We start from the raw sequence: 20,942 nt of genomic DNA on the forward strand, positions 1-20,942 counted from the left end.
GCCCCAACGACATGGCCGCCTTCAACCGTGAAACCGTCAAGCTGTTCGCGGCTGCGGGCGGACCCGCGGCACGGCCGGCCTGATGCGGCGGTCGTCGTCCCCGGCCCGCCCAATGAACGATCGAGGGGTCTAAGCCGCTACGACCCTTGTTCTAGCATATGGCGTCAGGCGGCACCTCACCCACGGAGCCGGCGGCAATATGAACGGTCGCGAGCACGGCGGCGTGTGGCGGCCTCGTCGGTCATCGCGCAGACGCGTCGTCCAGAGCAGGCTCCCAACGGCGCCGCATTTCAATCGTACAGGTCCGCGACGCCTTCATGTCCGGGGTCGAGGAGGTTCGCATGCGAGACGTCAAGGCCTCGGGGTTCGTCCGGGTTCGTGGAGCGCGGGAACACAATCTCAAGAACGTCGATGTCGACATCCCGCGCGACGCCCTGGTCGTCTTCACCGGCGTGTCGGGATCGGGCAAGTCGTCGCTCGCCTTCTCCACCCTCTATGCCGAGGCGCAGCGCCGCTATCTGGAATCGGTCTCGCCCTATGCGCGTCGCCTGTTCCATCAGATGGAAGTACCCGAGGTCGATGCGATCGAAGGCCTGCCTCCGGCGGTGGCATTGCAGCAGCAGCGCGGATCGCCGACCACCCGCTCCTCGGTCGGCAGCGTGACCACGGCCTCGGCCGCATCCACGAGGTTACCGAGGCCTCGATGGTGCCGGATCCTTCCAAGACAATCCGCGAGCGCGCCGTCGCCGCCTGGCCGACGGCCTGGGGCGGCCAGAATCTGCGCGACATCGTGATCAGCCACGGCATCGACGTCGACACGCCGTGGCGGGACCTGCCGAAGAAGGTGCGCAACTGGATCCTGTTCACAGAGGACCAGCCCCAGATCCCGGTTTATCCCGGCTGGGACCATGACCGGATCCAGCGCGCGATCCAGCAGAAGATCGAGCCCGCCTATATGGGCACCTTCTCAAGCGCCAAGCGCCATGTCACCCACAGCTATGCGACCACCCAGAGCGCGATGATGAAGAAGCGCGCCGCGCGCTTCATGATCGCACGGCTTTGCCCGCTCTGCGACGGTAAGAGGCTGCGCCGGGAAGCCTTGTCGGTCCGCTTCGAGGGCCTCGACCTCGCCGAGATGAGCCGTCTGCCGATGGCCCGGTTCTCGACGATCTTCGCGCCCTATGCCGAAGCGAAAGCCGCCAAGCTAACATCGCTGCGCAAGACCCATCCGGAAAAAGCCCTTGTGGTCACGCATATCGCCGGCGATCTGTGCCGCCGGCTGTCCGTACTCCTCGACCTCGGCCTCGGCTATCTGACGCTGGAGCGCGGCACACCGACCCTGTCGCCTGGCGAGTTGCAGCGGCTGCGGCTCGCCACCCAGGTCGTCTCCAACCTGTTCGGCGTCATCTATGTCATGGACGAGCCTTCCGCCGGGCTCCATCCCGCCGATACCGAGGCGCTGCTGCGGGCGCTCGATGGCCTGAAGGCGGTCGGCAATTCGCTGTTCGTGGTCGAGCATGAGATGGACGTCGTCCGCCGGGCCGACTGGATCGTCGATGTCGGCCCCGCCGCCGGCGAGCATGGCGGCGAGATCCTCTACAGCGGCCCGATCGAGGGGCTGCGCGAGGTCGCGGCGTCGGAGACGAGACGCCACCTGTTCGACGAGGGAGGCGGGATGACGAGCCAAGGGCGCGAGCCCGTCGGCTGGCTGCGGCTGGAGGGGATCTCGCGCAACAATCTGAAGCATGTCGACTGCGCCATCCCGCTCGGCGCAATGACCACCGTCACCGGGATTTCCGGCTCGGGAAAATCGAGCCTTGTCAGCCAGGCACTGGTCGAGCTGGTTGCCGCTGGCCTCGGCGCTCCGGTCGCGGACGAAGAGGAGACTGATGGCGAAGCCGCGCTCGAGGACCGCCTAGCTGTCGCAACCGAGGGGCGCATCCACAGCGGGCTCGAAGGTGTCAGGCGGCTGATCGAGGTCGACCAGAAGCCGATCGGCCGCACCCCGCGTTCCAACCTCGCGACTTATACGGGCCTGTTCGACCATGTCCGTGCCTTGTTCGCGGCCACCCCCGAAGCCAGGAAACGGCGCTATGACGCAGGCCGCTTCTCGTTCAACGTGGCCAAGGGCCGCTGCCCGCGTTGCGAGGGGGAAGGGTTCGTGATGGTCGAGCTGCTCTTCCTGCCGAGCGTGTATGCCGCCTGTCCGGCCTGTCACGGCACGCGCTACAGCCCCAAGACGCTCGAGATCCGCTATCGCGGCACGATCCCGGCCTGATTGTGCTCGACACGTCGGCTGCCCCGTATGGCGGCGACGAGATTATGCGAGCTCAGGTTCGCGGTTTCATTGGCATGCTGCGCGCCCTGGACTTGAAACGAACTCCGCTGCTCTCGCACCCCGCGATCACAGGCATGCAGTCAGGAAGCAGCCACTGCTTGGGACAACTCCGTACGGTCGCGCCGCTATCTGACGCAACCGACAGGAGAAAGCGCGGACCCCGAACGGCGCATTCTGACGGTGAGAAAGCGAACTATGGCAAGTCCGGCGATGGCATCACCATGCGCTTGGGAAGACGGGGCGTTCACAGCCGACAACGGCTTGCCAGCCATTGCGTTCGTCATGACGCGTCACGACAGCGTGTTCTGAATCTCCTGGTCAAGATCAACCGAACCGGCGAGCGCGTCGCCCCGACAAAAGGAGTTAATTACGCGCCGACGGTTCTGCCCGCTCGGCCTGATGCTGTCGGTGTCGGATCAAAGCAACTCGAATCCGCAACGCCGAGGCTGCTAGCCAACGGGGGTGGGAAACACCCTGGCAGGGCTTGGCAGCCCTGCCGGTCTTCCATCCTTCGAAGTCAAACCCGGGCCGCCCAACGATCTCGCCAGGCGCTCAAAACTACCAGCGATCATAGTGGTTCCGGCGATAGCCGTGAGCGGGCGCCCAAGGCGGCGGACCACCATGGCGCGGGCCATAACCGTACCCGCGGCCATATCCTGGTCCGCCGTAGCCATCGCCGCGGCCATAGTATCTCTGCCGATTCATGTTCTCTTGAATGAACATGAGCCGTTCTCGCTTCGCTTCAGTCATGGTGAACTCGATCGGCTGGTTGTCGAGTTGCCTCGCGACACTAGCTGGAAGTGTTTCGCGCGCCTGCACCGCAGGAGCGGCACCGACGATCATCGCGGCCGCTCCAAGGGCGATAGTTGCTGTAAGTACAAACCGACGCATGGGGACTCTCCCTGTTTGCTCTCGGCGATTAAAGCCGTCGGGATAGGAACGCTGGGTGAATGAAATGGTTCGGCTACATTCATGTTGGAGCGAGGCGCGCCCACGCCGACGCTCGTCAGCTAGCCACGGCCGGCACTCTTGTCCGCCACGACATCGCCCCCCGCCAGAAACCCTATGCGGGAAGCACGGTGACAGGCGTTCCAAGAGAGACGCGTGCGTACAGGTGAATGATGTCCTGGTTGATCATACGGACGCAGCCGGACGAAACATTCGTCCCAACCGTGTAGGGCTCAAGTGTCCCGTGGATGCGGTATCCGAGATCGCCACCCTGATCGAAGAGATACATGGCCCGTGCCCCTAACGGGTTCTTGGCCCCGCCAAGCACGCCCAAACCTCGGGGTGTTTTTTCGAGCGTGGCTTTTATTTCAGGGTCGCGCTCGACCATCTCCCGCGGCGGCACCCAATCAGGCCAGTCTCGCTTCATATTTATCTTCGCTGCACCCGACCATCCGAAGCCCTCGCGACCGACACCGACTCCGTAACGGGTGGCGATGCCTGGCGTCTCGACAAAATAGAGATGGTAAGATGCAGGGTCGACGACGATCGATCCCGGAGCATATTGCCGGTTGAACTCGACCGTCTGGCGAAGGTACTCCGGATCAATTTCGCCAGGATTGACCGTTGGCACCGCAAACCGCTCGCCGGGGTAAGACGTGTAGACTTCTGCGTAGTTCGGACGTGCCAACGTGCGCGTCTGGGGACGTCTTGGTTTACTCGCCGATATTTCTGGAATGGCAACGATGCTGCCGGACCCGCAGCCCGCCAAGCCCGTAGCTCCAACGGACAGGGCGGCTAGGTTAAAAGATCGGCGGCTTAGCATCGGCTGTCTCTCGGAAATGGTTGAGGAGAGACATGAGCTTAAGTGGTTACCGCAGCGTGAAGGACGAGCGCGCAGACTACTCGACGACGCCGGACACTGGCTGTTCGTCCGGCTTGGGGGATACGTCGGATGAGGCGAAAAGAAAACGTTCCAGCGCCCCAAAAAGGCCCTTCTGGCTGAGGGCCTAATCCACAAAAGCGGACCACGCGTTCTGGTGGCCTTCAGTGGCGGTACGTCTCCGGACTGCTAGACTGGTGCTCGACAATCAGGATCCCGGTTCATGTGCGGACGCTTCAGCCAAGCCTATTCGTGGGAGGAGATTGTCGCCTTCAGCCAGCCGCTGACGGTGCCTTCCGACAGGCCCAACCTGCGTGCTCGCTACAACATCGCGCCGACGACTGACGTGGATATCATCCTGAATACGGAGACGGGCCGCGAGTTGCGCAAGGCCCGTTGGGGTCTCATTCCCGGCTGGCACAAGGGCGGGCTGAAAGACTTCAAGCTCGCCACGTTCAACGCGAGGGTCGAGAACGTCGAGGCCAGCGGAACGTTCAAGCAGGCCTATGCACGCAGACGGTGCATTATTCCGGCTTCGGGCTTCTTCGAATGGACCGGTGAGAAGAAGGACCGGGTGCCTCACTTCTTTTCCGCCGCCGATGGCGATCTGCTGGCGTTTGCTGGCCTGTGGGAGAGCTGGGGCAATCCCGAGACCGGCGAGGACATCACGACCTGCACGATGATCGTCCGCGAGGCCAATGCCTGGACTTCGCTATATCACGACCGGATGCCCTGCATCCTCCTGCGACGCGATTTCGACGCCTGGCTGGATGGTTCAGGCGGCATGGAATTGCTGAAGCAGCCGCCCCGTGAGCTGCGGGAATGGATCGTCTCGAAGCGCGTCAACAAGACTGGCGAAGGCGACGACGATCCGCGCACGATCGAGCCCTTCTCGGATGAACTGCCCCTCTAGGGGCAATCGAAATCTTGGAGACCGTTATCCCCCTTGCCTTGGGAGCGGCCGTCGATTTCGGCGTTGAATTGCTGATCGGTCAGCAGCAGCGCTGAATTCAAGCTCTCAAGCGCCACATACACCGTCGAGCCGATTGGGATCTCGCCGCACCAACGGCGAACCTCCGAGTGAAATGGCTTTAGCACGGCCTTCATTTCCTCGACCTTGGTCCTCGGCATGCTGCGTTTGCTGCGCTGAACCATTACGGCTCCTCCTCGATGATCTGGGGACGCCGCGCGCCTTCCGAGAACTTGCCCTTCAGGTAGCCGCGCGAGACCGCTTGATCAGCGTCAGCCAGCAGCGCGCGCATCGCAGCGCGTTCGCTGCCGTGCTCAGCGATCAGCTCCGCGATTTCGCATTCGATATCGTCCAGTTCGCCATCAATTTTCGGGGCTGGTGATGCCATGGATGAGGTCCTCAGTTATGAGAACAAAATCAGAACAAACCGATTCCAGAGTCAAGCGCAGCGAGCGCGCAGCGGTTATCCATTTCACCGCGACGATTGGGATAGGCTAGTTTTTCAGCTCGAAAATTTCGCCCGCGTCGGCATCATCGCGAACTCCCTTGAATGATGCGTGACGCAGTTTGCCGTCATTCGTCCAGGCGCGAAAACGACCTCGGCTTTCAGTGTCGGCTCGACCCAGCGCCTGCCCTTCTTGGCAGCACCAGTGGTGCCGCTGCTGTTGTTGATGATCGTGCCGCCGCTGCTCATCGTGACGCCGGCCGCACCGTTGGAGGCCCCGGCGAAAGCGATTCCTGTCCCGCCACTGATCGTGCCGTTATTGACCAGCGTCCAGACATTCGTCATGGCGACACCGAGGCCGCCCGACCGCCCGCTAACGCTTGCTGCGCCTCCCGAGATCGAGCCGTTGTTGATGACCTGAGCAGTCCCGGCCGCGACCTGGCTGTTTAAACTTAAGCCTGCTCCGGCCCCAATTGTCGCCGTCGAAGGACCGCCCGCGAGCGTGCCCGCGATGGTCAGCGTGCCGGCAGGAAAACTGCCGGAGAACGGGACGGTGCCCGGGGTGATAGGAGGAGTGACGACGGCGGACAGGACGAAGCCCTGTGTGTCGATCGTCATGGACTTGGTGGGCGTCGGCAGTGGGGTGGTGGGCAACACCGTGAAGCTGCCGGTCAGCAGGATCGTCGCGGTGGAATCGGCATCGGCGTTTGCCGCCACGATGGCGTTGCGCAGCTCGGTCTCATTGCTGGCCATGTAGGTCGCAGCCGCTACCGGTGCGGGCAACCAGCAGGCGATGGCCAGAGCGGCGCCGCTGACGCCCGCGAGCAGCGCTGCCTTGCCGATATATCTCATGCCTGCATCACGTCCGCCCACGCGCGCATCCATAAGTCGTCTCCTCAGGCATAGGCCAATCCAGATCGGCACCATGCCGGGATTCGGCCAAATTCCACAATGAGGAAAGGGCGATAGAAAGAACGGATCGTTACGAAGGGCGCGGATATATGACGGCGCGGTGATGGGCGCTGTTCCGGCGGGGCCCGAGCCGGTCGGCGGCGGCCGATGTCCGCTTTCCGGCGTTGAGCTAAGGGCCGCTCACCACCCGACTTTGCCGTTGGCCGAACGGCGGAAGGGGCACGGGGGGAGCCCGCCGTGCCAAAGCTCATAGGTCCGTTTGCTCCGAAAGGAGAAGCGCGTCGTCGACCTCGATACCGAGGTAGCGCACGGTGCTTTCCAGTTTCGTGTGGCCTAGAAGAAGTTGGCAGGCGCGGAGATTGCCTGTGCGCTTATAGATCAGCGCAACCTTCGTTCGCCGGAGACTGTGCGTCCCGTAGAGCGCTGGATCCAATCCGATCAGCGCTACCCAGCTGTCCAGGAGGCGGCCGTACTGGCGCGTTGTAATGTGATCGCCGTGCCGGCTACGGCTCGGGAAAAGCCAGTCGTCTTCTCGGGAACCTCGCATTCTAAGCCAGGCAGTAAGCGCTTCGCGGGCTGAGTCCGTCAGTTCGAATGGTACCGGCCGCCCCGTCTTCTGCTGAACGATCGCGGTTCGGAGGCGAACGGTGCCTCCGAGGACGACATCGGCGACGCGAAGGCGAACGAGATCGCACCCGCGCAGCTTGCTGTCGATCGCAAGATTGAACATGGCGAGATCGCGGGTTCGCCCCTCATGCTGAAGTCGGGTTCGCAACGCCCAGATGTGCTTTGGCTTCAGAGGCGGCTTCGGTCCGATGATGCGACCGAGGTTCCACGCATTACGAGGCTTTTGGTTCTGCGCCTGGATATCCACGGCAGATCCCCTTCTTGGGACGCCGCATCCTGGAAAATTCCATCAAATGTGGACGGGTCTCTCACGCCTCGTGGTGAAATACGCGAGGAGGAGCGCAGCTTGCGCCATCTGCAGACGTTGGCTCCCTGCCTAGAAGCGGACGTTCCCGGCTCCGGAAAGCCGCGACCGTCAGCAGCGGTCGTGCTGGCACGCCTACTGCCAGACGGCTTTGCCTCTCTGAGGACTTCATAGCGACCGCTGGACTTGCATGTTCCAAAGCAATCTTTTGAGCCACGATCAGATGACGCTTGTCGAATGCACTCGCACGCTATTGCCGATGACGGTGGGCGCCGGTCCGGCTCTAACCAGCGGCAGACGCTCGATCAAGGCAAGCTTTGCATGTGCCGCGGAGTGTCGTCTCGCTTTGATCGGCAAGCAGTGCTTCACCGAGACCATCCGCATTTGCCTCCGGGGAGAATGAAGCCAGAATGATCGCGAGTGATGGCATGCGTCGACGTAGGCGCTTGATTGCATAGCGCATGTGAGCACCGCTTTTTCCGCTTAGATAGCAAAGACAGATTAATGCGGGTTCGGATTGGACAAGCGCCGACAACTTTGCACTCGATAATGTATCGGGCGGCAGGGCGCGCGCCAGCAAGCCGTGCTTTCCAAGAATCTGGGCTATCATCAAGGCCGCAGCTTCGTCGAGGCTAGACTGCGCGGCGATTAGGACAATTCGTCCCTCTCCACGGAAAGCCTCGGCGATCTGATCTTCGGACAGGATGGGCAAGTCGGCGGCACCTTCCGCCTCATCAGTCTGGTCCACCGCTGCGCCGGCTTCCGCATCCTGAGTCATCTCGCCAGAGGTAGGTTTCAGATCATCGTGATCGGAGAGATCGTCCAAAACCTCACGAACCGTATCGAGGATCTGCGACTGGCGCTCTACGTCAAGGACGCCACGCGAAACGTCGGCTGCGGCCAATCGCAAGCCCTCCAAGGCTACCTCGTCGTAATATGCGGAGAGAGAACGTTCCTTGAGAACTTCTTCGGCCTTGTCAGCAGCCTCGGCAGGATCTCCAGCCAGGACACGCTGGTAAAAGATCTCCGGTGCCGACAATGGCGGACGATCGCCCAGCAGAACATCAAGAAACTCCAGTCGATCGACATGACGGCCGAGCACGACGAGGCATACCGTCAAGGGCGTAGCCAGGACCAACCCGACGGGCCCCCACAGCCAGGTCCAGAATGTTGCGGCAACGATAATGGCGACGGGAGAAAGCCCCGTAGAACGACCATAGACAAGGGGCTCGACCACGTGGCCAGCCAAGGGTTCTGCGATCAGAAAGAGTGCGGCCGTCCAAGCCAACATGGTCCATCCGGGATCGACTGCAGCAGCGATCACGATCGGAAAAATTGCAGAGAGTATGGCGCCCAAATAGGGCACAAATCTGAGGATCGTGGATAGGATGCCCCAAAGGAGGGCGCTGGGAACCCCAATCAGCCACAGGCCGATTCCGATGACCAGTCCAAAGCCACAGTTGACCAACAACTGCGTCAGAAAAAGCCGGCTCAGTCGCTTCGCAGCATCATCGAACGCAGCTGTCGTTTTTTGCAGGTCATCCGTGCCCGTTAGCCGGATGAAGCGGTTTCTGAGATCTTCGCGCGCGAGCAAGATGAAAACAACGAAGATCAAGACGATGCCGGTTGTGGTGAGCGGTTGGATCAGGGGCGTCAAAAAAGCGCGCAATGTTTCGAGAGCGCCGGGTTGGGGCTGGTGGATCTCGACAGGGATGGGTCTGGTTTCCGGAACAGCCGACGGCAGCCGCGTTGACGGCGGGGTATTCGGCCTGTCGAGCTCCTTACTAAGGTCTTGGAGCACATCGGCAGCACGTGAGAGCACACCCGTCCCGGGATCGGAGCCCTTAAGCGACGCGATCTTCTCACGCATCGTACTCTGATAAATTGGCAAGTCACCGGCCAGCTGTGTGGCTTGGCCCACCATGGCCATCGCCAGGCCCGCAATTATGGCAAATGCGCATAATACGACGCTAATTACAGCGATCGATCGGGGCAGTTTAAACTTCTGGAGCAGTTTAACCAGAGGCGCCAGGACGAAGCTAAACAGGACCGCCAGCGCAACAGGAACGAAGACCTCGCGCCCCACATACAGCGTTGCAATGATCAAGGCGCAAGTTGCGACGCTCCCAAGCCCACCTGGGGATTCTGCAGTAAGTCGGCGTTGCGGCGATGCGAGCGACATCTGCGAGCCCCGTATTCCAGGTGCAAGGAGGCAGCGACGGAATCGCTGCCTCTTTATGTTCAGCCGCAAATTCGTGTGCGTCTCACGACGACCTCGCCGAAGCGATTGACGCGTCGCTTTTCCACCATTCGGCAGTCATCAAACCGGCGCCGCTCGACCCGGCGCATTTCATACCCTCGCCGCTCCCCATAGCGGGGGCCGTCATAGCCAGGCCGATCGATCCTCGTTTCGACCCTAATCTGCGATTGGGCCGGCGCGGCGATGAATGCGGTCGCTGCGATACCAGCGGCGAACAAAATCGATTTTATCATGGTGTATCTCCCTAATTCTTTATTGGATGGCAAATCCCCGAGGCGAATAAATGAAAGGAGCCCATCCAATAATGGATGGGCTCCAGTCTATCATTCGATGATCTGAACGATCCGGCGGGTCTTCGGCTCAACCAGGACAGTCTGGTCGTTGACCACGGTGTAGCGATATTCCGTCTTGCCATACTTCGCCGGCACCTCGCGATAGGTAACCGTGTCAGGCAAAACCGCGCCGACCACGACCTTCTCGCGATAAGCCACCGAAGGCACCTTCTGCTCCCTTACATACGTGCGGAATTCGGTCCGGTGATCGGCCGCAATACCTCCGACGATCGCGCCGGCCGCAGCACCCCCGACTGCGCCCACGGCCGCGCCGGCAGGTCCGCCGACGATGGCACCGCCGACAGCACCGGTGGCCGCGCCGCTGGCTGCGCCACCAGCTGCGCCCGAATTCGACTGCGCGAATGCGGTCGCAGGAACGATGGCGAGAGCGGCGATGAGAACAATGTTCTTGATCATGGTTTTTCTCCCTTTCATGTGGCCCCTGCCGCAAATCCAAACTGGCGGCCAGAAAATAGGTTCCATGAATAACCGTTCATAATGAACGACTTAGCCCGGCTAAACAATTCAAAACCGATGGATCGCGCTATCTCGAAGCGGTCGGCAAACGGCCAAAAAGCAACCGCTCGGCCAATATCAAGGGCCAGGGCGACGAACTCAAATCGCAATCGAGCTATTTGTAGGCGACCGCAGCGCGCGACGGCCCGTCAGCGGGATGATGTTGAAGTACCGAAATCCGACCTCACGACACCAGCCCGCAAAGTCCGATCCCGAGTAATCGAAGGCATCGCCAAATTCTTTCAGCATGTTGAGAGACATCATCAGACCGAATGCATTCTCGCGTCTTGCATCGTCGATGAGTGCCCTCGATAACTACAAATGCACCGCCCGGGGGCAAGGCATCATACGCACGGCCCGGGGGCAAGGCATCATACGCCTTCCGAATAAGCACCTTCTTCTTCTCAAGGTTCCAGTCGTGCAAAATCATCCCCATGGTGATGACGTCCGCCGTGGGCAATGGATCGGCGAAGAAGTCGCCACCGACAGCCGTTACCCGGTCGGTCAGGCCCGCCTGCTGAATTTTGCGTGTGGCTATCGGCAGTCGGCCGCGGCTATCATGAGTATGAGGGCCGCGGAGATTAAGTCGGGGCTCCGTCGCGAACTCTGTAAATTTTGCAATCGACTCTCCGAGTTGCTGTGGCTAGCTTTGCCGTCAGTAGCGTAGAGGAGAGTTATTATGCCGAGCTCAGCACCTTTTAGCATTTCCTCCTACGAGCAACGCAAGGTGGCAATCTTGAGAGCCGCCGAGCTTCTCGCGGATCCAACAGCGTTTGACGAAGACCTTGAATTTGACGAGCTGACCCAGGCTGTGGTTGAATTCGACCTCGCCCAAGAGGATCAAGAATTTGTCGAAATCCCACAGGCGTTCAGCCAATTTCTGAGTCGGACGGATCGTCAGCCACCCGCGCCATAAGAAAGTCTACTGGAAGACATCCTCAGGAAGCGAGGAACGCAATAGTTCCTGCGCGGCGCGCTCTATATTCGCAGGCGGATCCATATCTTCTTGCAAATGCCACTCGACCTTGTCGCGCGTTTCGCCGGCCTTCTCAGCGACCTCCGCGATCCAGTCCCAACCCGGGAACTGCTTGTTGAGTTTCAGCGCTAGCAACCGACCATCCATGATCTCTCTCCTAGACCCGAGGTTAAGACAGAACGCGGTGGGCGCGAGGCGAAGCCCAAGCTGAGTTGGCCTATGGGCGGTAGCTAATTTCGGACCTGCCTCGGGGCAGCGTCCTAAGGCGTTTGAATTTGATGAGCGCCGCTATCGCGGTGGCAGCCCCCGCTAAGCCAGCGGCCACGGCAATCAATCTCTCTTTGGAATAGGGCGCCGGGTGGGGAGCAACAAGGTACGGCGACGCCAACTTCTTGGCCTCCACCATACGAGGTCGCCGAGCAATGACCTTCGCGGCAACATGGCAGCCTATGGCTAACCCCAGCAGACCTCCGGCAACAATCAAGCTGGCCGCTACCGATCCATAGCGGAACATTAGTACGCTATGCCCGGCGTCAAGTGCGTAACCGACCGCAAAAATTGAGATCAACCCACCTATGGCCAACAAGCCAAAGATAAGTCCCTTCCGTTTCAGGGCCGCTGTCGCTTCGGCGGCCAGGTATGCGATCAGCGCGCCCACGACCTACTTCGCCGCCCAAAAGCCGAAAACAACACCGGCCGCGGCGGCCCATCCGATGGCTCGCATTGGGCGAGCGCGGATCTCTTCGATGATAAGCTGCTGAAGCTCGCTCGCGCGTTCAGTCGCAGCTTCGGTCATCTGGTTCGTGTCGACGCCGTACGACTTCAGCTGTGATGCGACACTTCCTCGGCCCTCTTCGCTGGGTTCGCTTCCACTGCGACCTTCATCTGCGCTCTGAGACATCGTCTTGAAGCCGTTTTCCATGGCTGAATCCTTTAAATGTTGTGGCCGTCGCCCTTAACGAACCGCGCTAGTGGCAATTCAACGGAGCAGAGCGGGCTCTGTTCCAGACCATGGAACGGAATTGGTGAGGACCCGCTTAGGCCTTAGGAGAACGCCAATGACGACACCAATTCCCAGCCTTGATGAATACGAGGTCGCGACCGAGCGGGTTCGCAATTTGGCCGACCGCGAGGAAGGCACGCCCCCGGCGGCGGAACTCGTCGAATTGGTCAGCGCCCTTATGAAATGGGACATGGCGCGCGATGAGGCCACGGCTTGGAAAGTCTAAGGCCTGAGCCCGAGCCGCGCGCAATGTATCTGCATAAAGCAGCCATCACCTCCACCGAACGCGCCGTGCGCTCTTATTTGGCCGAGATCGAAAAGCGCAAATAGAATTGCGGAATTCGCTTCACTTCGAAGCGTCGGAATAACGACACGACTTTCGACGAAGGTTGGCGCAGCTGATCGGCGAGGATCAACCAGCGTCCGCTAGCTACCCAAGCCAGCCATTGAAGCGATTGAGGTGCGCCGGGCGAATTGCGCCAATAGCTGACATTGATGCTCTGCCGTGAAGCAGACGCTCGAGACCTTCTGGCTGAGGGTTTCGAAGGTGCCCAGCATCAGCACACAGCAGGTCACATGCGAATCGGCATTCCGTTTGACCCCCGATCGGCGCCCAAGCCTCTAATCTTGAACACTTGGCGTCCGCCCTTTCCTAGGCTAATCACCTTCCGCGGGCAGCGTTGGCCTCGCTTAAAATCAAGACAAAGGCCCGGAGATGACCGAGAATAACGAAGAGCTCCTCGACCTGACGGCGTCGATTGTCTCGGCATACGTTGCAAACAACAATGTTCCTGCGGGTGAGCTCGCGGCGTTGATTGCGAGCACTCATGCTGCGTTATCTAAGCTCGGTGGCGAGCCCGAAGCGCCGGCCGCGGCGCCGCTGGTCCCTGCCGTCTCGATCCGGAAGTCGGTGACCCCGGAGGCAATCATTTGCCTGGAAGACGGTCAGTCGTTCAAATCGCTGAAGCGTCATCTCGGCAACAAATATGGCCTGACGCCCGAGCAATACCGGACGAAATGGGGCTTGCCCGCCGATTATCCGATGGTTGCGCCGGCCTATTCCGAGACTCGCTCGGCATTGGCTAAGGCGGCTGGACTTGGTCGCAAGGCCGTTGTTGCACCTCCGCCGCCGGTCGAGCTAGCCAAGCAGGCAACGGCCAAGCGGACGCCCGAGGCCATGGCGCCGCGCTGATCCTCTGAACAGCCGACGTCCGGTGGCAAAGTTCGACTAGATCTTGGGCGGCAAGCCAGTCGAACACAGGCACTTCATCAGTCGCGCTGGCTCGCGTCTGTCCGGTTCGGATGTCTTCTGCTGCCTGCCGAACGGCTTCTTCGGACTCGGTCAAGCCGTCAATTGTGTCATTCGTGTCACTGCCAGCGTCGCGCATTCGTTCTGTCGCTGACGCGCTTGCTCGTATCCAGTGGCTCCGTGTTCTATACCCTCGGTGGCTGGATTGGTCTTGATACGCTCGTCATTCAGCACGGCGGGATACGTCGCTGTCGTCCTGCTGATTGAGGGAGCTTTCAGGGACGCGATAGTTCCCCATGCGCCGCCCGGTCGCAGAATTGGAGATGACGGTAGCGGCTACGGATGGGCACTGCTCCGCGCCGGGTCCATTGCGAACAAAACACGAAACGTGGTCAAATCGGGGCATGATCGCTCTCGATTCGCCGCCGCGTCCAGCGCCCTATCTCGACAAGCTCAACGATGCTCAGCGGCGCGCCGTCGAGCATGGAAGCGGAACCTCTGCGCCAACTCCACTGCTGGTCATCGCTGGAGCTGGATCGGGGAAAACCAACACGCTGGCCCATCGGGTCGCACATCTCATCGTGAACGGCGCCGATCCACGGCGCATGATGCTTCTGACCTTTTCCCGGCGGGCTGCGACAGAGATGACGCGACGCGTCGAGCGCATCGCGCGGAACGTGCTTGGAGAGGGCGCGGCAGTCATGACGGACGCCCTGACCTGGTCAGGCACTTTTCATGGTATCGGCGCGCGCCTGCTGCGCGACTATGGACCTGAGCTCGGGCTGGAACCGAGTTTCACGATCCATGACCGTGAAGACAGCGCCGATCTCATGAATCTGGTGCGGCATGACGTCGGCTTCTCGAAGACCGAAGAGCGCTTTCCGAAGAAGGGCACCTGCCTGGCGATCTATTCTCGCTGCGTGAATGCGGAGCAACCGATCGAAACCGTGCTTGGCGCATCTTTCCCATGGTGCGCGGCCTGGGCTGCGGAGCTCAAAGAGCTGTTTGCCGCCTATGTCGAGGCCAAGCAGGCGCAGAATGTTTTGGATTACGACGACCTGCTGCTGTGCTGGGCGCAGGCGGTGAGCGACCCGGACATCGCGGCCGACATCGGGGGGCGCTTCGACCATCTCTTCGTCGATGAGTATCAGGATACCAACCGGCTCCAGTCCTCGATCCTTGTCGCTCTGAAGCCTGATGGGCGCGGCCTGACAGTGGTCGGCGACGACGCCCAGTCGATCTATTCCTTTCGCGCGGCCGAGATCCGGAACATCCTTGATTTTCCTCAGATCTTCAGCCCGCCCGCCGACATCATCACGCTCGATCGCAATTACCGCTCCACTCAGCCAATCCTCACGGCCGCCAATGGTGTGATCGAACTGGCACGCGAGCGGTTCACGAAGAATCTCTGGACAGAGCGGGAATCGGCGGCCAAACCTCGGCTTGTCAATGTGCGCGACGAAGCCGATCAGGCGCGCTTCGTCGCCGAACGTGTGCTGGAGAATCGCGAGGGTGGTTCGACGCTGAAGCAACAGGCGGTACTGTTTCGCGCCTCACACCATAGCGGCCCGCTCGAAGTCGAACTCACGCGGCGCAATATTCCCTTCAAGAAATTTGGCGGGCTGAAATTTCTGGACGCTGCCCACGTCAAGGACGTGCTTGCCCTGCTGCGTTTCGTCGAGAACCCCAGAGATCGTGTCGCGGGTTTTCGATTGCTGCAGTTGCTCCCTGGCGTCGGGCCAACCTCCGCGCAACGTGTGCTTGATCATATCGGCGCCGCCACCGACGTTATCGGAGCCTTATCCGACGCGCCGCCGCCGCCCCGTGCCGGCGACGACTGGGATGATTTCACCAGAGCAGTCGGCGTCTTGCGTCAGGGCAGCCTCGGCTGGCCTGCCGAGATGGAGCGGGCGCGGCTTTGGTACGAGCCGCATCTTGAGAGAATCCATGAGGACTTCTCGACGCGCCGGGCCGATCTCGTGCAGCTTGAACAGATCGCGTCAGGCTATCCATCGCGGGAGCGCTTCCTGACCGAGCTTACGCTGGACCCACCAGACGCGACCAGCGATGAAGCAGGACCACCCCATCTCGATGAAGACTATCTGATCCTGTCGACCATCCATTCCGCCAAGGGACAGGAGTGGAAATCGGTCTTCGTGCTCAATGTCGTCGACGGCTGTATTCCGATCGATCTTGCGGTCGGGGAAACAGACGGGATCGAGGAAGAGCGGCGCCTGCTTTACGTGGCCATGACCAGGGCAAAGGATGATCTTCAACTGATCATCCCGCAGCGGTTTTTCACGCACGGGCAAGCGGCGCGAGGCGACCGTCATGTCTATGCATCTCGAACCCGCTTCATCCCGAGCAATCTCCTTCCTCATTTCGAGCAAGCGGCGTGGCCCATTACCAACCCCGCCGGTGGCCACGTCCGCGCATCCAGCAATACAGTCCGACTCGATGTCGCCGCGCGCATGCGGAGCATGTGGCGATGAAGGCGGCCCCGATTTACGACGAACTACCCCAGCGCCTCGCGCTGTGTTTGGAGGCTGTCCAGCAACGCCTGCTGCTCTTCCATCCTAGTGGCCACCCGTTCCTCAGCCGCATCGCCTGATGCAACGGCTGCCCGCTCCGTCAGCTCAGCGATGTTTCGGCGGGCGATTGCGATCCGGTTGTCGAGATCCTCGCGATCATGCTCGGGCATTTACTTCTCCGTCCTTCTGACGCGGGCGACGATGAGCTAGTGCACCATCAGGCAGTGGCCTTTGCAAGGTGCTCCCCTGCTGCCAGGGGTTGGTTTAGCCCCAGCAGGCGCGCGTGCACCGTATGCCACCCGGCCCTGATCACTGGAAGGAGCGCTCACGCTTCTTCACCGAAATGCCACCGCGATGGCTTCGCAGTGGGGCGCCCTGACTAGCGCTTTGCCCCGTCAGCTCGAACTGCTTGAGGTCGCATCATGACCGGTTCGAAGACATCGCCACTGCGAGGACGCGGCGCTGGTGCCGACAGTGTGGCGCGCCCACCGACCATCAGCCTCTCTCAGGCCAGTGGTAAATTCGCGAGCAAGATCGATAAATGCTTTGAACGCGGCAGATGGGTTTTTTCGGCCAGGATAATAGAGACAGAGCGGCGCCACGGGCTTCATCCAGTCCTCCAGAACACGGGTTAGCTTGCGTCACGGCTGAAGCCCGGCGCTCCTCTCATTCTTGCCGGCAATCGCTTTGCCTATGCTGCCGAACCTCTGCTGCAGGCGGCCTGGGCAGAGCGCTGGCGCGTGCACGGTGCCAGGCCCGACGAAGTCGAGGCAAAGCGCGCCAAGATTTTGCCGGGCGCCGATCCGCCTGCCTCGGAGAACGAGGTCGCTGCCTTGCTGGAGGCTGCCGGGATCGGGCCGCCAACACGGTACTTTTCCAGCCTGTTCTGGGGCGCCTGCCTGGCTCCGTATCGCGGCTGACTGCGAGCCCGGGCGAAGTCAGCGCCAGAGCGGGATGACATCCCGCCCTGCCTTAGATCATCGGACCGGATATCGTATCCAGTCCGATGACGAGCTAAGCATCTGTGATTGCATCGGCTTTGCCCCGAAAACCGCAATCCACTTTTCGGGCCGGTGCTTTAGCTCCCGGCGCCGACGCAGGTCGCGGCAGTCTGCGGCGTGCAGACATCTAGGCCGGTATAGGTGGGATCCTTCGGGGCGGGTTTGCCGTCCTTCATTTCCTTCAGGAAGAACATGGTCTTGTAGCCCATCTCGAAGGGGCGCTGACCGACTTGTCCCTTGGACAGGCCTGCCTTCAGGAGATCCATCTGGACGGGCAGCGTATCTGCGACGACCAGCGCAAGAGAACCGTCATCGATGCGGGCCTTATACTTCTCGGCGACCTTGCGATACGCTTGCGGGATGAATTGCGGGAAGCCGCCGGTCGGCACGAAGGCATCGAGCTTGGGGTTCTTGCCGAGCGTATCCTCCATCTGCTGCACCGATAGCGGGAAGTCGTCATTGGTATAGAGCGGGCAACCCGCGGCCTCGGTCCAGCCATGCTGGCCGGTGAGCTTGGCACCCGGCGCGGAGGCCGATTTCGCGCCGGCAAGCGTATCGCGAATCCCTTGCATGCGCTCGTTATGGTTTGCAGCCGCCGCACCACCCGACTGGATGCAGATCGTGCCACCCTTCGGCTTGATCTGCTGGACGAGCTTCGCGAGATTGACGCCGATGTCGTAGTTATAGGTACCGACATAGGCGGCGCGCAGGCCCTTGTCCTTCGCAAGCAGGTCGGAATCCCAGGTCAGAACCGGAATTCCCGCTTTCTTTGCGCCCTCGAGCGCCTTTCCCATCGCTGCCGCATTTGACGGCGAGACGGCGATGCCGTCGACCTTCTTGGCAATGAGATCGTTGATGACCTGGACCTGTTCATCGCCGCCGCCATGCTCGCCGGGCCCGATATAAAGGCACTCGATCGCGCCATTGAGTTCCTTCTCGGCCTTCTTGCAGCCGTCGCGGGCCTGGTCGAAGAAGGGATTGTTCATGTTCTTGGGCACCAGGGCGAAGACGTATTTCTTGCCCTGAGACTGGGCTTCTCCTCCAACGGCGAGCAGTGCGAGCGCGGCGACACCTAAAGTCAGCGTTTTCATGAGCCTCTCCTCCTGGTGGTTATTGTCGTCCGGTCTTCCTCATGCCGAACCCTTGCCGCGGATCCGCTGCAGCAGAACCGCCAATACGATGAACAGGCCGACGAAGGCGCCCTGCCAGTTGGAATCGACCCCGGCCATGAGCAGGGAATTGCGGATCACCTCGATCAGCGCAGCCCCGATCACGGCGCCGTAGGCTCCGCCCTGGCCACCCATCAGATCGGCGCCGCCGATCACGGTCGAAGCGATCACCCGCAATTCGTAGCCCTGTCCGAGCGCATTGATGGCGGAGCCTTGCCAGCCGACGATGAGAACGGAGCTCAGGGCGGCGGTCAGGCCTGAGACGATATAGGCCTGCAGCTTGATCCGCCGGACCGGCACGCCGGTCAGGCGGGCGGCGTTCTCATTGCTGCCGATGGCATAGAGATAATTGCCCCAGCCGGTGAAGTTCAGGATGATGCTGAAGATGATGGCCAGCGCGAGCAGCACCCAGACCGGGTTGGCAATGCCGAAGATGGCCCCGCCGCCGATGGCGTTGAAGGTGTCTCCCCAAGGGCCGAATTCGTAGATCATCTTGTTTTCGGACAGGACGATGGCAAGCGATCGGGCGCCCGACAGCATGCCGAGCGTGACGACGAAGGCCGGCAGGCCGACATAGGAAATCAGCACGCCGTTCACGACCCCGACCGCCGCGCCGGTGAGAAGGCCGGCGAGGATCGCGAGCAGCCAATGCCCCTCGGCCTGGAGGACGAGTCCGCTGACGACGCCGGCGAGCCCCATGATCGACCCGACCGATAAATCGATGCCGCCGGTGAGGATAACGGCCGTCATGCCGATCGCCATGATGCCGATGAAGGCGAAGTTCCGCGTGATGTTGAAGAAGTTGTCGGCCGAGGCGAACGCGTCCGGTTGATCCCATGTCATCACGAGGATCATGGCGATCAGAGCGATCGTCACCCAGAACGGCTGGCTCGCGAGCAGCTTCTGCAGGAGGCTCCGCTCCCGCAGGCCCGTGACGTCCTCGATGGCGACACTGCTCGGGATCGGGCGGAATGTGTCGCTCGACATGGAGGGCTCCTTGCGCAGCATCAGGCGGCCTGAATGGCGCCGGTGATCAGTCCGGTCACCTCTTCAGGAGAACTCGACGCAATCGCCTTGTCCGCGACCTTGCGTCCTCGCCTCATCACGACCACCCGGTCACAGACGGAAAACACGTCCGGCATGCGGTGACTGATGAGGACGACGGCGATGCCGCGATCCTTGAGCCGGTGGATCAGGTCCAGCACCTCGGCGACCTGGCGAACGCTGATCGCCGCCGTCGGCTCGTCCATCAGCACCATCTTCGCATTGGCAAGGCGTGTCCGCGCGATCGCCACAGCCTGGCGCTGGCCGCCGGACATCAGTTTCACGAGATCGCGGGGGCGGGTCTCCGACTTCAGTTCCTTGAACAGTTCTGCGGCGCGGGCGTACATCGCCTTGTAGTCAAGGATGACCAGCGGACCGATGCGGCGTTTCAATTCGCGCCCGAGGAAGACATTGGCGGCCGCAGTCAGATTATCACAGAGGGCGAGGTCCTGATAGACGACCTCGATCCCGTCAGTCCGGGCGTCGACCGGCCTGCGAAAGTGCTTGACGATGCCATCAAGGCGAAGCTCTCCCTCGGAGGGAAGAAAATTGCCGGCGACAATCTTCACCAAGGTCGATTTGCCGGCACCATTGTCGCCCATCAGGCCGACGACCTCGCCGGCATCGATCGCCAGGTCGATGCCCTTGAGAGCTTCGATCGCGCCGAAATGCTTTGAGATGCCCTGAAGCTCCAGAAGCGGCATGAGTCGATTCCACCCTTGTTTCGAGGCGTGCCTCTGCTACGGGCACTGGCTCAAGCTGCAGTCACTCAAGTCCTTCGTTTCAGCTGCTGCAATTTATGATGGTCAAAATTCCACCAAAGACAGATATTATGTATCGATAAGGAATTTAAAACTTGATGATGCGTCGAAGGTCAGTGATCGGCGTGTCATTGCAACAGTTTAATTCGAAAATTGATTGCTTTTCTGGGCCGATGCCGAATTCGCGGGTCCGAATACTCGATAGAGGTGGATGTCGGCGCATCGCGCTGATCGCGCAGAGTTCCGCCTGCGCCGCTATTGTCATAAGCGCGCCAACGAGGACGTCTGCCGTGCCCCATGCCCATTTCCTCGAAACGCGTTCTCGGCGGAAGGCTCCGAACACGATCCTACGCTCAATAGACGGCTTCGTCATTCACGCGCGGCCGCCCTCCCGATCTTTGGTTCATCCTCGCGGAGAGCGTCGGATTCCCGGTCGAGCCGGACCCGGGTTTGGAGCTGGTCGTCATCGTCGCGACAGCCCTTCGTCGGGCCATTCCGCGGGGTAGGGGGCGCGCGCAGATTGAAGGTTATATGTGCTCATGCGCTGGCAGAAGCCGGAAGAATCTGGCGCAGGCCGAGATCGCGGCAGGCATGAGCTTTGGAGCCGGAGCCGTTGTCGGTCATGACGCGCGACGGTGACGCCGATAGGCGCGCTTGCCGCCACGGTCGAGGTGGT

At 61.2% G+C, this 20,942-nt stretch carries 22 protein-coding genes and 2 pseudogenes; 7 read left to right on the forward strand and 17 right to left on the reverse strand.

Annotated features, from left to right (window positions below; translation table 11 throughout):
• Positions 1-341 precede the first annotated feature (341 nt).
• Positions 342-2,260 (forward strand): annotated as a pseudogene (locus C4S73_RS20235) (excinuclease ABC subunit UvrA); the annotation flags it as partial.
• Between the two features lie 1,141 nt (positions 2,261-3,401).
• Here C4S73_RS20235 and C4S73_RS20245 read toward each other — a convergent pair.
• Entirely contained in the window at positions 3,402-3,974 is a 573-nt protein-coding gene (locus C4S73_RS20245) for a L,D-transpeptidase (RefSeq protein ID WP_244595696.1), read from the reverse strand.
• Positions 3,975-4,389: 415 nt separating this feature from the next.
• On the opposite strand from C4S73_RS20245, the gene C4S73_RS20250 reads away from it, so the two are divergent.
• Complete coding sequence (locus C4S73_RS20250; RefSeq protein WP_103874346.1) at positions 4,390-5,079, forward strand: SOS response-associated peptidase; 690 nt, start codon at positions 4,390-4,392, stop codon at positions 5,077-5,079.
• Here the strand turns inward: C4S73_RS20250 and C4S73_RS20255 are convergent.
• The 8 genes from C4S73_RS20255 to C4S73_RS28730 form a co-directional block, all read right to left on the reverse strand.
• Entirely contained in the window at positions 5,076-5,321 is a 246-nt protein-coding gene (locus C4S73_RS20255; protein ID WP_103874347.1) for a hypothetical protein, read from the reverse strand. The two genes, C4S73_RS20250 and C4S73_RS20255, sit on opposite strands and share 4 nt — an antisense overlap.
• Positions 5,321-5,524, reverse strand: a complete 204-nt coding sequence (locus tag C4S73_RS20260; protein ID WP_103874348.1) for a hypothetical protein — start codon at positions 5,522-5,524, stop codon at positions 5,321-5,323. The genes C4S73_RS20255 and C4S73_RS20260 overlap by 1 nt, the downstream gene beginning before the upstream one ends.
• A gap of 114 nt (positions 5,525-5,638) precedes the next feature.
• On the reverse strand, positions 5,639-6,466 hold the full coding sequence (locus C4S73_RS28325) for a hypothetical protein (protein WP_160115849.1): 828 nt from the start codon (positions 6,464-6,466) through the stop codon (positions 5,639-5,641).
• A 274-nt stretch (positions 6,467-6,740) separates the two neighbouring features.
• Positions 6,741-7,367, reverse strand: a complete 627-nt coding sequence (locus C4S73_RS20270; RefSeq protein WP_103874349.1) for a tyrosine-type recombinase/integrase — start codon at positions 7,365-7,367, stop codon at positions 6,741-6,743.
• Between the two features lie 340 nt (positions 7,368-7,707).
• A complete protein-coding gene (locus C4S73_RS20275) occupies positions 7,708-9,606 on the reverse strand; it encodes an AI-2E family transporter (RefSeq protein WP_103874350.1) in 1,899 nt (632 codons plus the stop codon).
• 59 nt (positions 9,607-9,665) lie between these two features.
• A complete protein-coding gene (locus C4S73_RS20280; protein WP_103874351.1) occupies positions 9,666-9,917 on the reverse strand; it encodes a hypothetical protein in 252 nt (83 codons plus the stop codon).
• Between the two features lie 90 nt (positions 9,918-10,007).
• Complete coding sequence (locus C4S73_RS20285; protein WP_342210584.1) at positions 10,008-10,499, reverse strand: DUF1236 domain-containing protein; 492 nt, start codon at positions 10,497-10,499, stop codon at positions 10,008-10,010.
• A gap of 217 nt (positions 10,500-10,716) precedes the next feature.
• The gene (locus C4S73_RS28730) at positions 10,717-11,154 is read right to left on the reverse strand and encodes a methyltransferase (RefSeq protein WP_342210587.1); all 438 of its coding nucleotides are present in this window, start codon (positions 11,152-11,154) and stop codon (positions 10,717-10,719) included.
• 57 nt (positions 11,155-11,211) lie between these two features.
• Here C4S73_RS28730 and C4S73_RS20295 point away from each other — a divergent pair, with 57 nt between their 5' ends.
• Entirely contained in the window at positions 11,212-11,448 is a 237-nt protein-coding gene (locus C4S73_RS20295; protein ID WP_103874353.1) for a hypothetical protein, read from the forward strand.
• A gap of 6 nt (positions 11,449-11,454) precedes the next feature.
• Here the strand turns inward: C4S73_RS20295 and C4S73_RS20300 are convergent, their stop codons facing one another.
• From C4S73_RS20300 to C4S73_RS20310, 3 genes are all read right to left on the reverse strand, one after another.
• On the reverse strand, positions 11,455-11,655 hold the full coding sequence (locus C4S73_RS20300) for a hypothetical protein (protein ID WP_103874354.1): 201 nt from the start codon (positions 11,653-11,655) through the stop codon (positions 11,455-11,457).
• Between the two features lie 70 nt (positions 11,656-11,725).
• Positions 11,726-12,166: a hypothetical protein gene (locus C4S73_RS28330; protein WP_103874355.1), complete on the reverse strand. Its 441-nt coding sequence runs from the start codon at positions 12,164-12,166 to the stop codon at positions 11,726-11,728.
• A gap of 3 nt (positions 12,167-12,169) precedes the next feature.
• The gene (locus tag C4S73_RS20310) at positions 12,170-12,430 is read right to left on the reverse strand and encodes a hypothetical protein (RefSeq protein WP_103874356.1); all 261 of its coding nucleotides are present in this window, start codon (positions 12,428-12,430) and stop codon (positions 12,170-12,172) included.
• Positions 12,431-12,566: 136 nt separating this feature from the next.
• On the opposite strand from C4S73_RS20310, the gene C4S73_RS28335 reads away from it, so the two are divergent.
• The 3 genes from C4S73_RS28335 to C4S73_RS20320 all read left to right on the forward strand — a co-directional run bounded on the left by C4S73_RS28335 (position 12,567) and on the right by C4S73_RS20320 (position 16,252).
• Positions 12,567-12,737, forward strand: coding sequence for a hypothetical protein (locus tag C4S73_RS28335; RefSeq protein ID WP_160115850.1), 171 nt, complete (start codon positions 12,567-12,569; stop codon positions 12,735-12,737).
• Positions 12,738-13,226: 489 nt separating this feature from the next.
• Positions 13,227-13,703 carry a Ros/MucR family transcriptional regulator gene (locus tag C4S73_RS20315; RefSeq protein ID WP_103874357.1) on the forward strand — a complete coding sequence of 159 codons (477 nt, stop codon included), beginning with the start codon at positions 13,227-13,229 and terminating at the stop codon, positions 13,701-13,703.
• Between the two features lie 461 nt (positions 13,704-14,164).
• Complete coding sequence (locus tag C4S73_RS20320) at positions 14,165-16,252, forward strand: ATP-dependent helicase (RefSeq protein ID WP_103874358.1); 2,088 nt, start codon at positions 14,165-14,167, stop codon at positions 16,250-16,252.
• Between the two features lie 23 nt (positions 16,253-16,275).
• On the opposite strand, the gene C4S73_RS20325 is transcribed toward C4S73_RS20320, so the two are convergent.
• Positions 16,276-16,461, reverse strand: coding sequence for a hypothetical protein (locus tag C4S73_RS20325; protein ID WP_103874359.1), 186 nt, complete (start codon positions 16,459-16,461; stop codon positions 16,276-16,278).
• 348 nt (positions 16,462-16,809) lie between these two features.
• A pseudogene (locus C4S73_RS28735) lies at positions 16,810-16,929 on the reverse strand (LysR family transcriptional regulator); the annotation flags it as partial.
• A gap of 102 nt (positions 16,930-17,031) precedes the next feature.
• Between C4S73_RS28735 and C4S73_RS20335 the strand changes: the two are divergent.
• A complete protein-coding gene (locus tag C4S73_RS20335; protein ID WP_200828064.1) occupies positions 17,032-17,211 on the forward strand; it encodes a hypothetical protein in 180 nt (59 codons plus the stop codon).
• 158 nt (positions 17,212-17,369) lie between these two features.
• Here C4S73_RS20335 and C4S73_RS20340 read toward each other — a convergent pair whose 3' ends face one another.
• Genes C4S73_RS20340 through C4S73_RS20350 form a run of 3 tightly spaced genes read right to left on the reverse strand, consistent with a single transcriptional unit; the run spans position 17,370 to position 20,209 of the window.
• A complete protein-coding gene (locus C4S73_RS20340; protein ID WP_103874360.1) occupies positions 17,370-18,383 on the reverse strand; it encodes a sugar-binding protein in 1,014 nt (337 codons plus the stop codon).
• Between the two features lie 39 nt (positions 18,384-18,422).
• On the reverse strand, positions 18,423-19,448 hold the full coding sequence (locus C4S73_RS20345; RefSeq protein WP_103874466.1) for an ABC transporter permease: 1,026 nt from the start codon (positions 19,446-19,448) through the stop codon (positions 18,423-18,425).
• A 20-nt stretch (positions 19,449-19,468) separates the two neighbouring features.
• Positions 19,469-20,209 (reverse strand): ATP-binding cassette domain-containing protein, encoded by a 741-nt coding sequence (locus C4S73_RS20350; protein ID WP_103874361.1) that lies wholly within the window; start codon positions 20,207-20,209, stop codon positions 19,469-19,471.
• Positions 20,210-20,942 lie beyond the last annotated feature (733 nt).

Origin of the sequence: Allobosea lathyri, from assembly GCF_900108245.1 — a bacterium.
Classification (GTDB): domain Bacteria; phylum Pseudomonadota; class Alphaproteobacteria; order Rhizobiales; family Beijerinckiaceae; genus Allobosea; species Allobosea lathyri.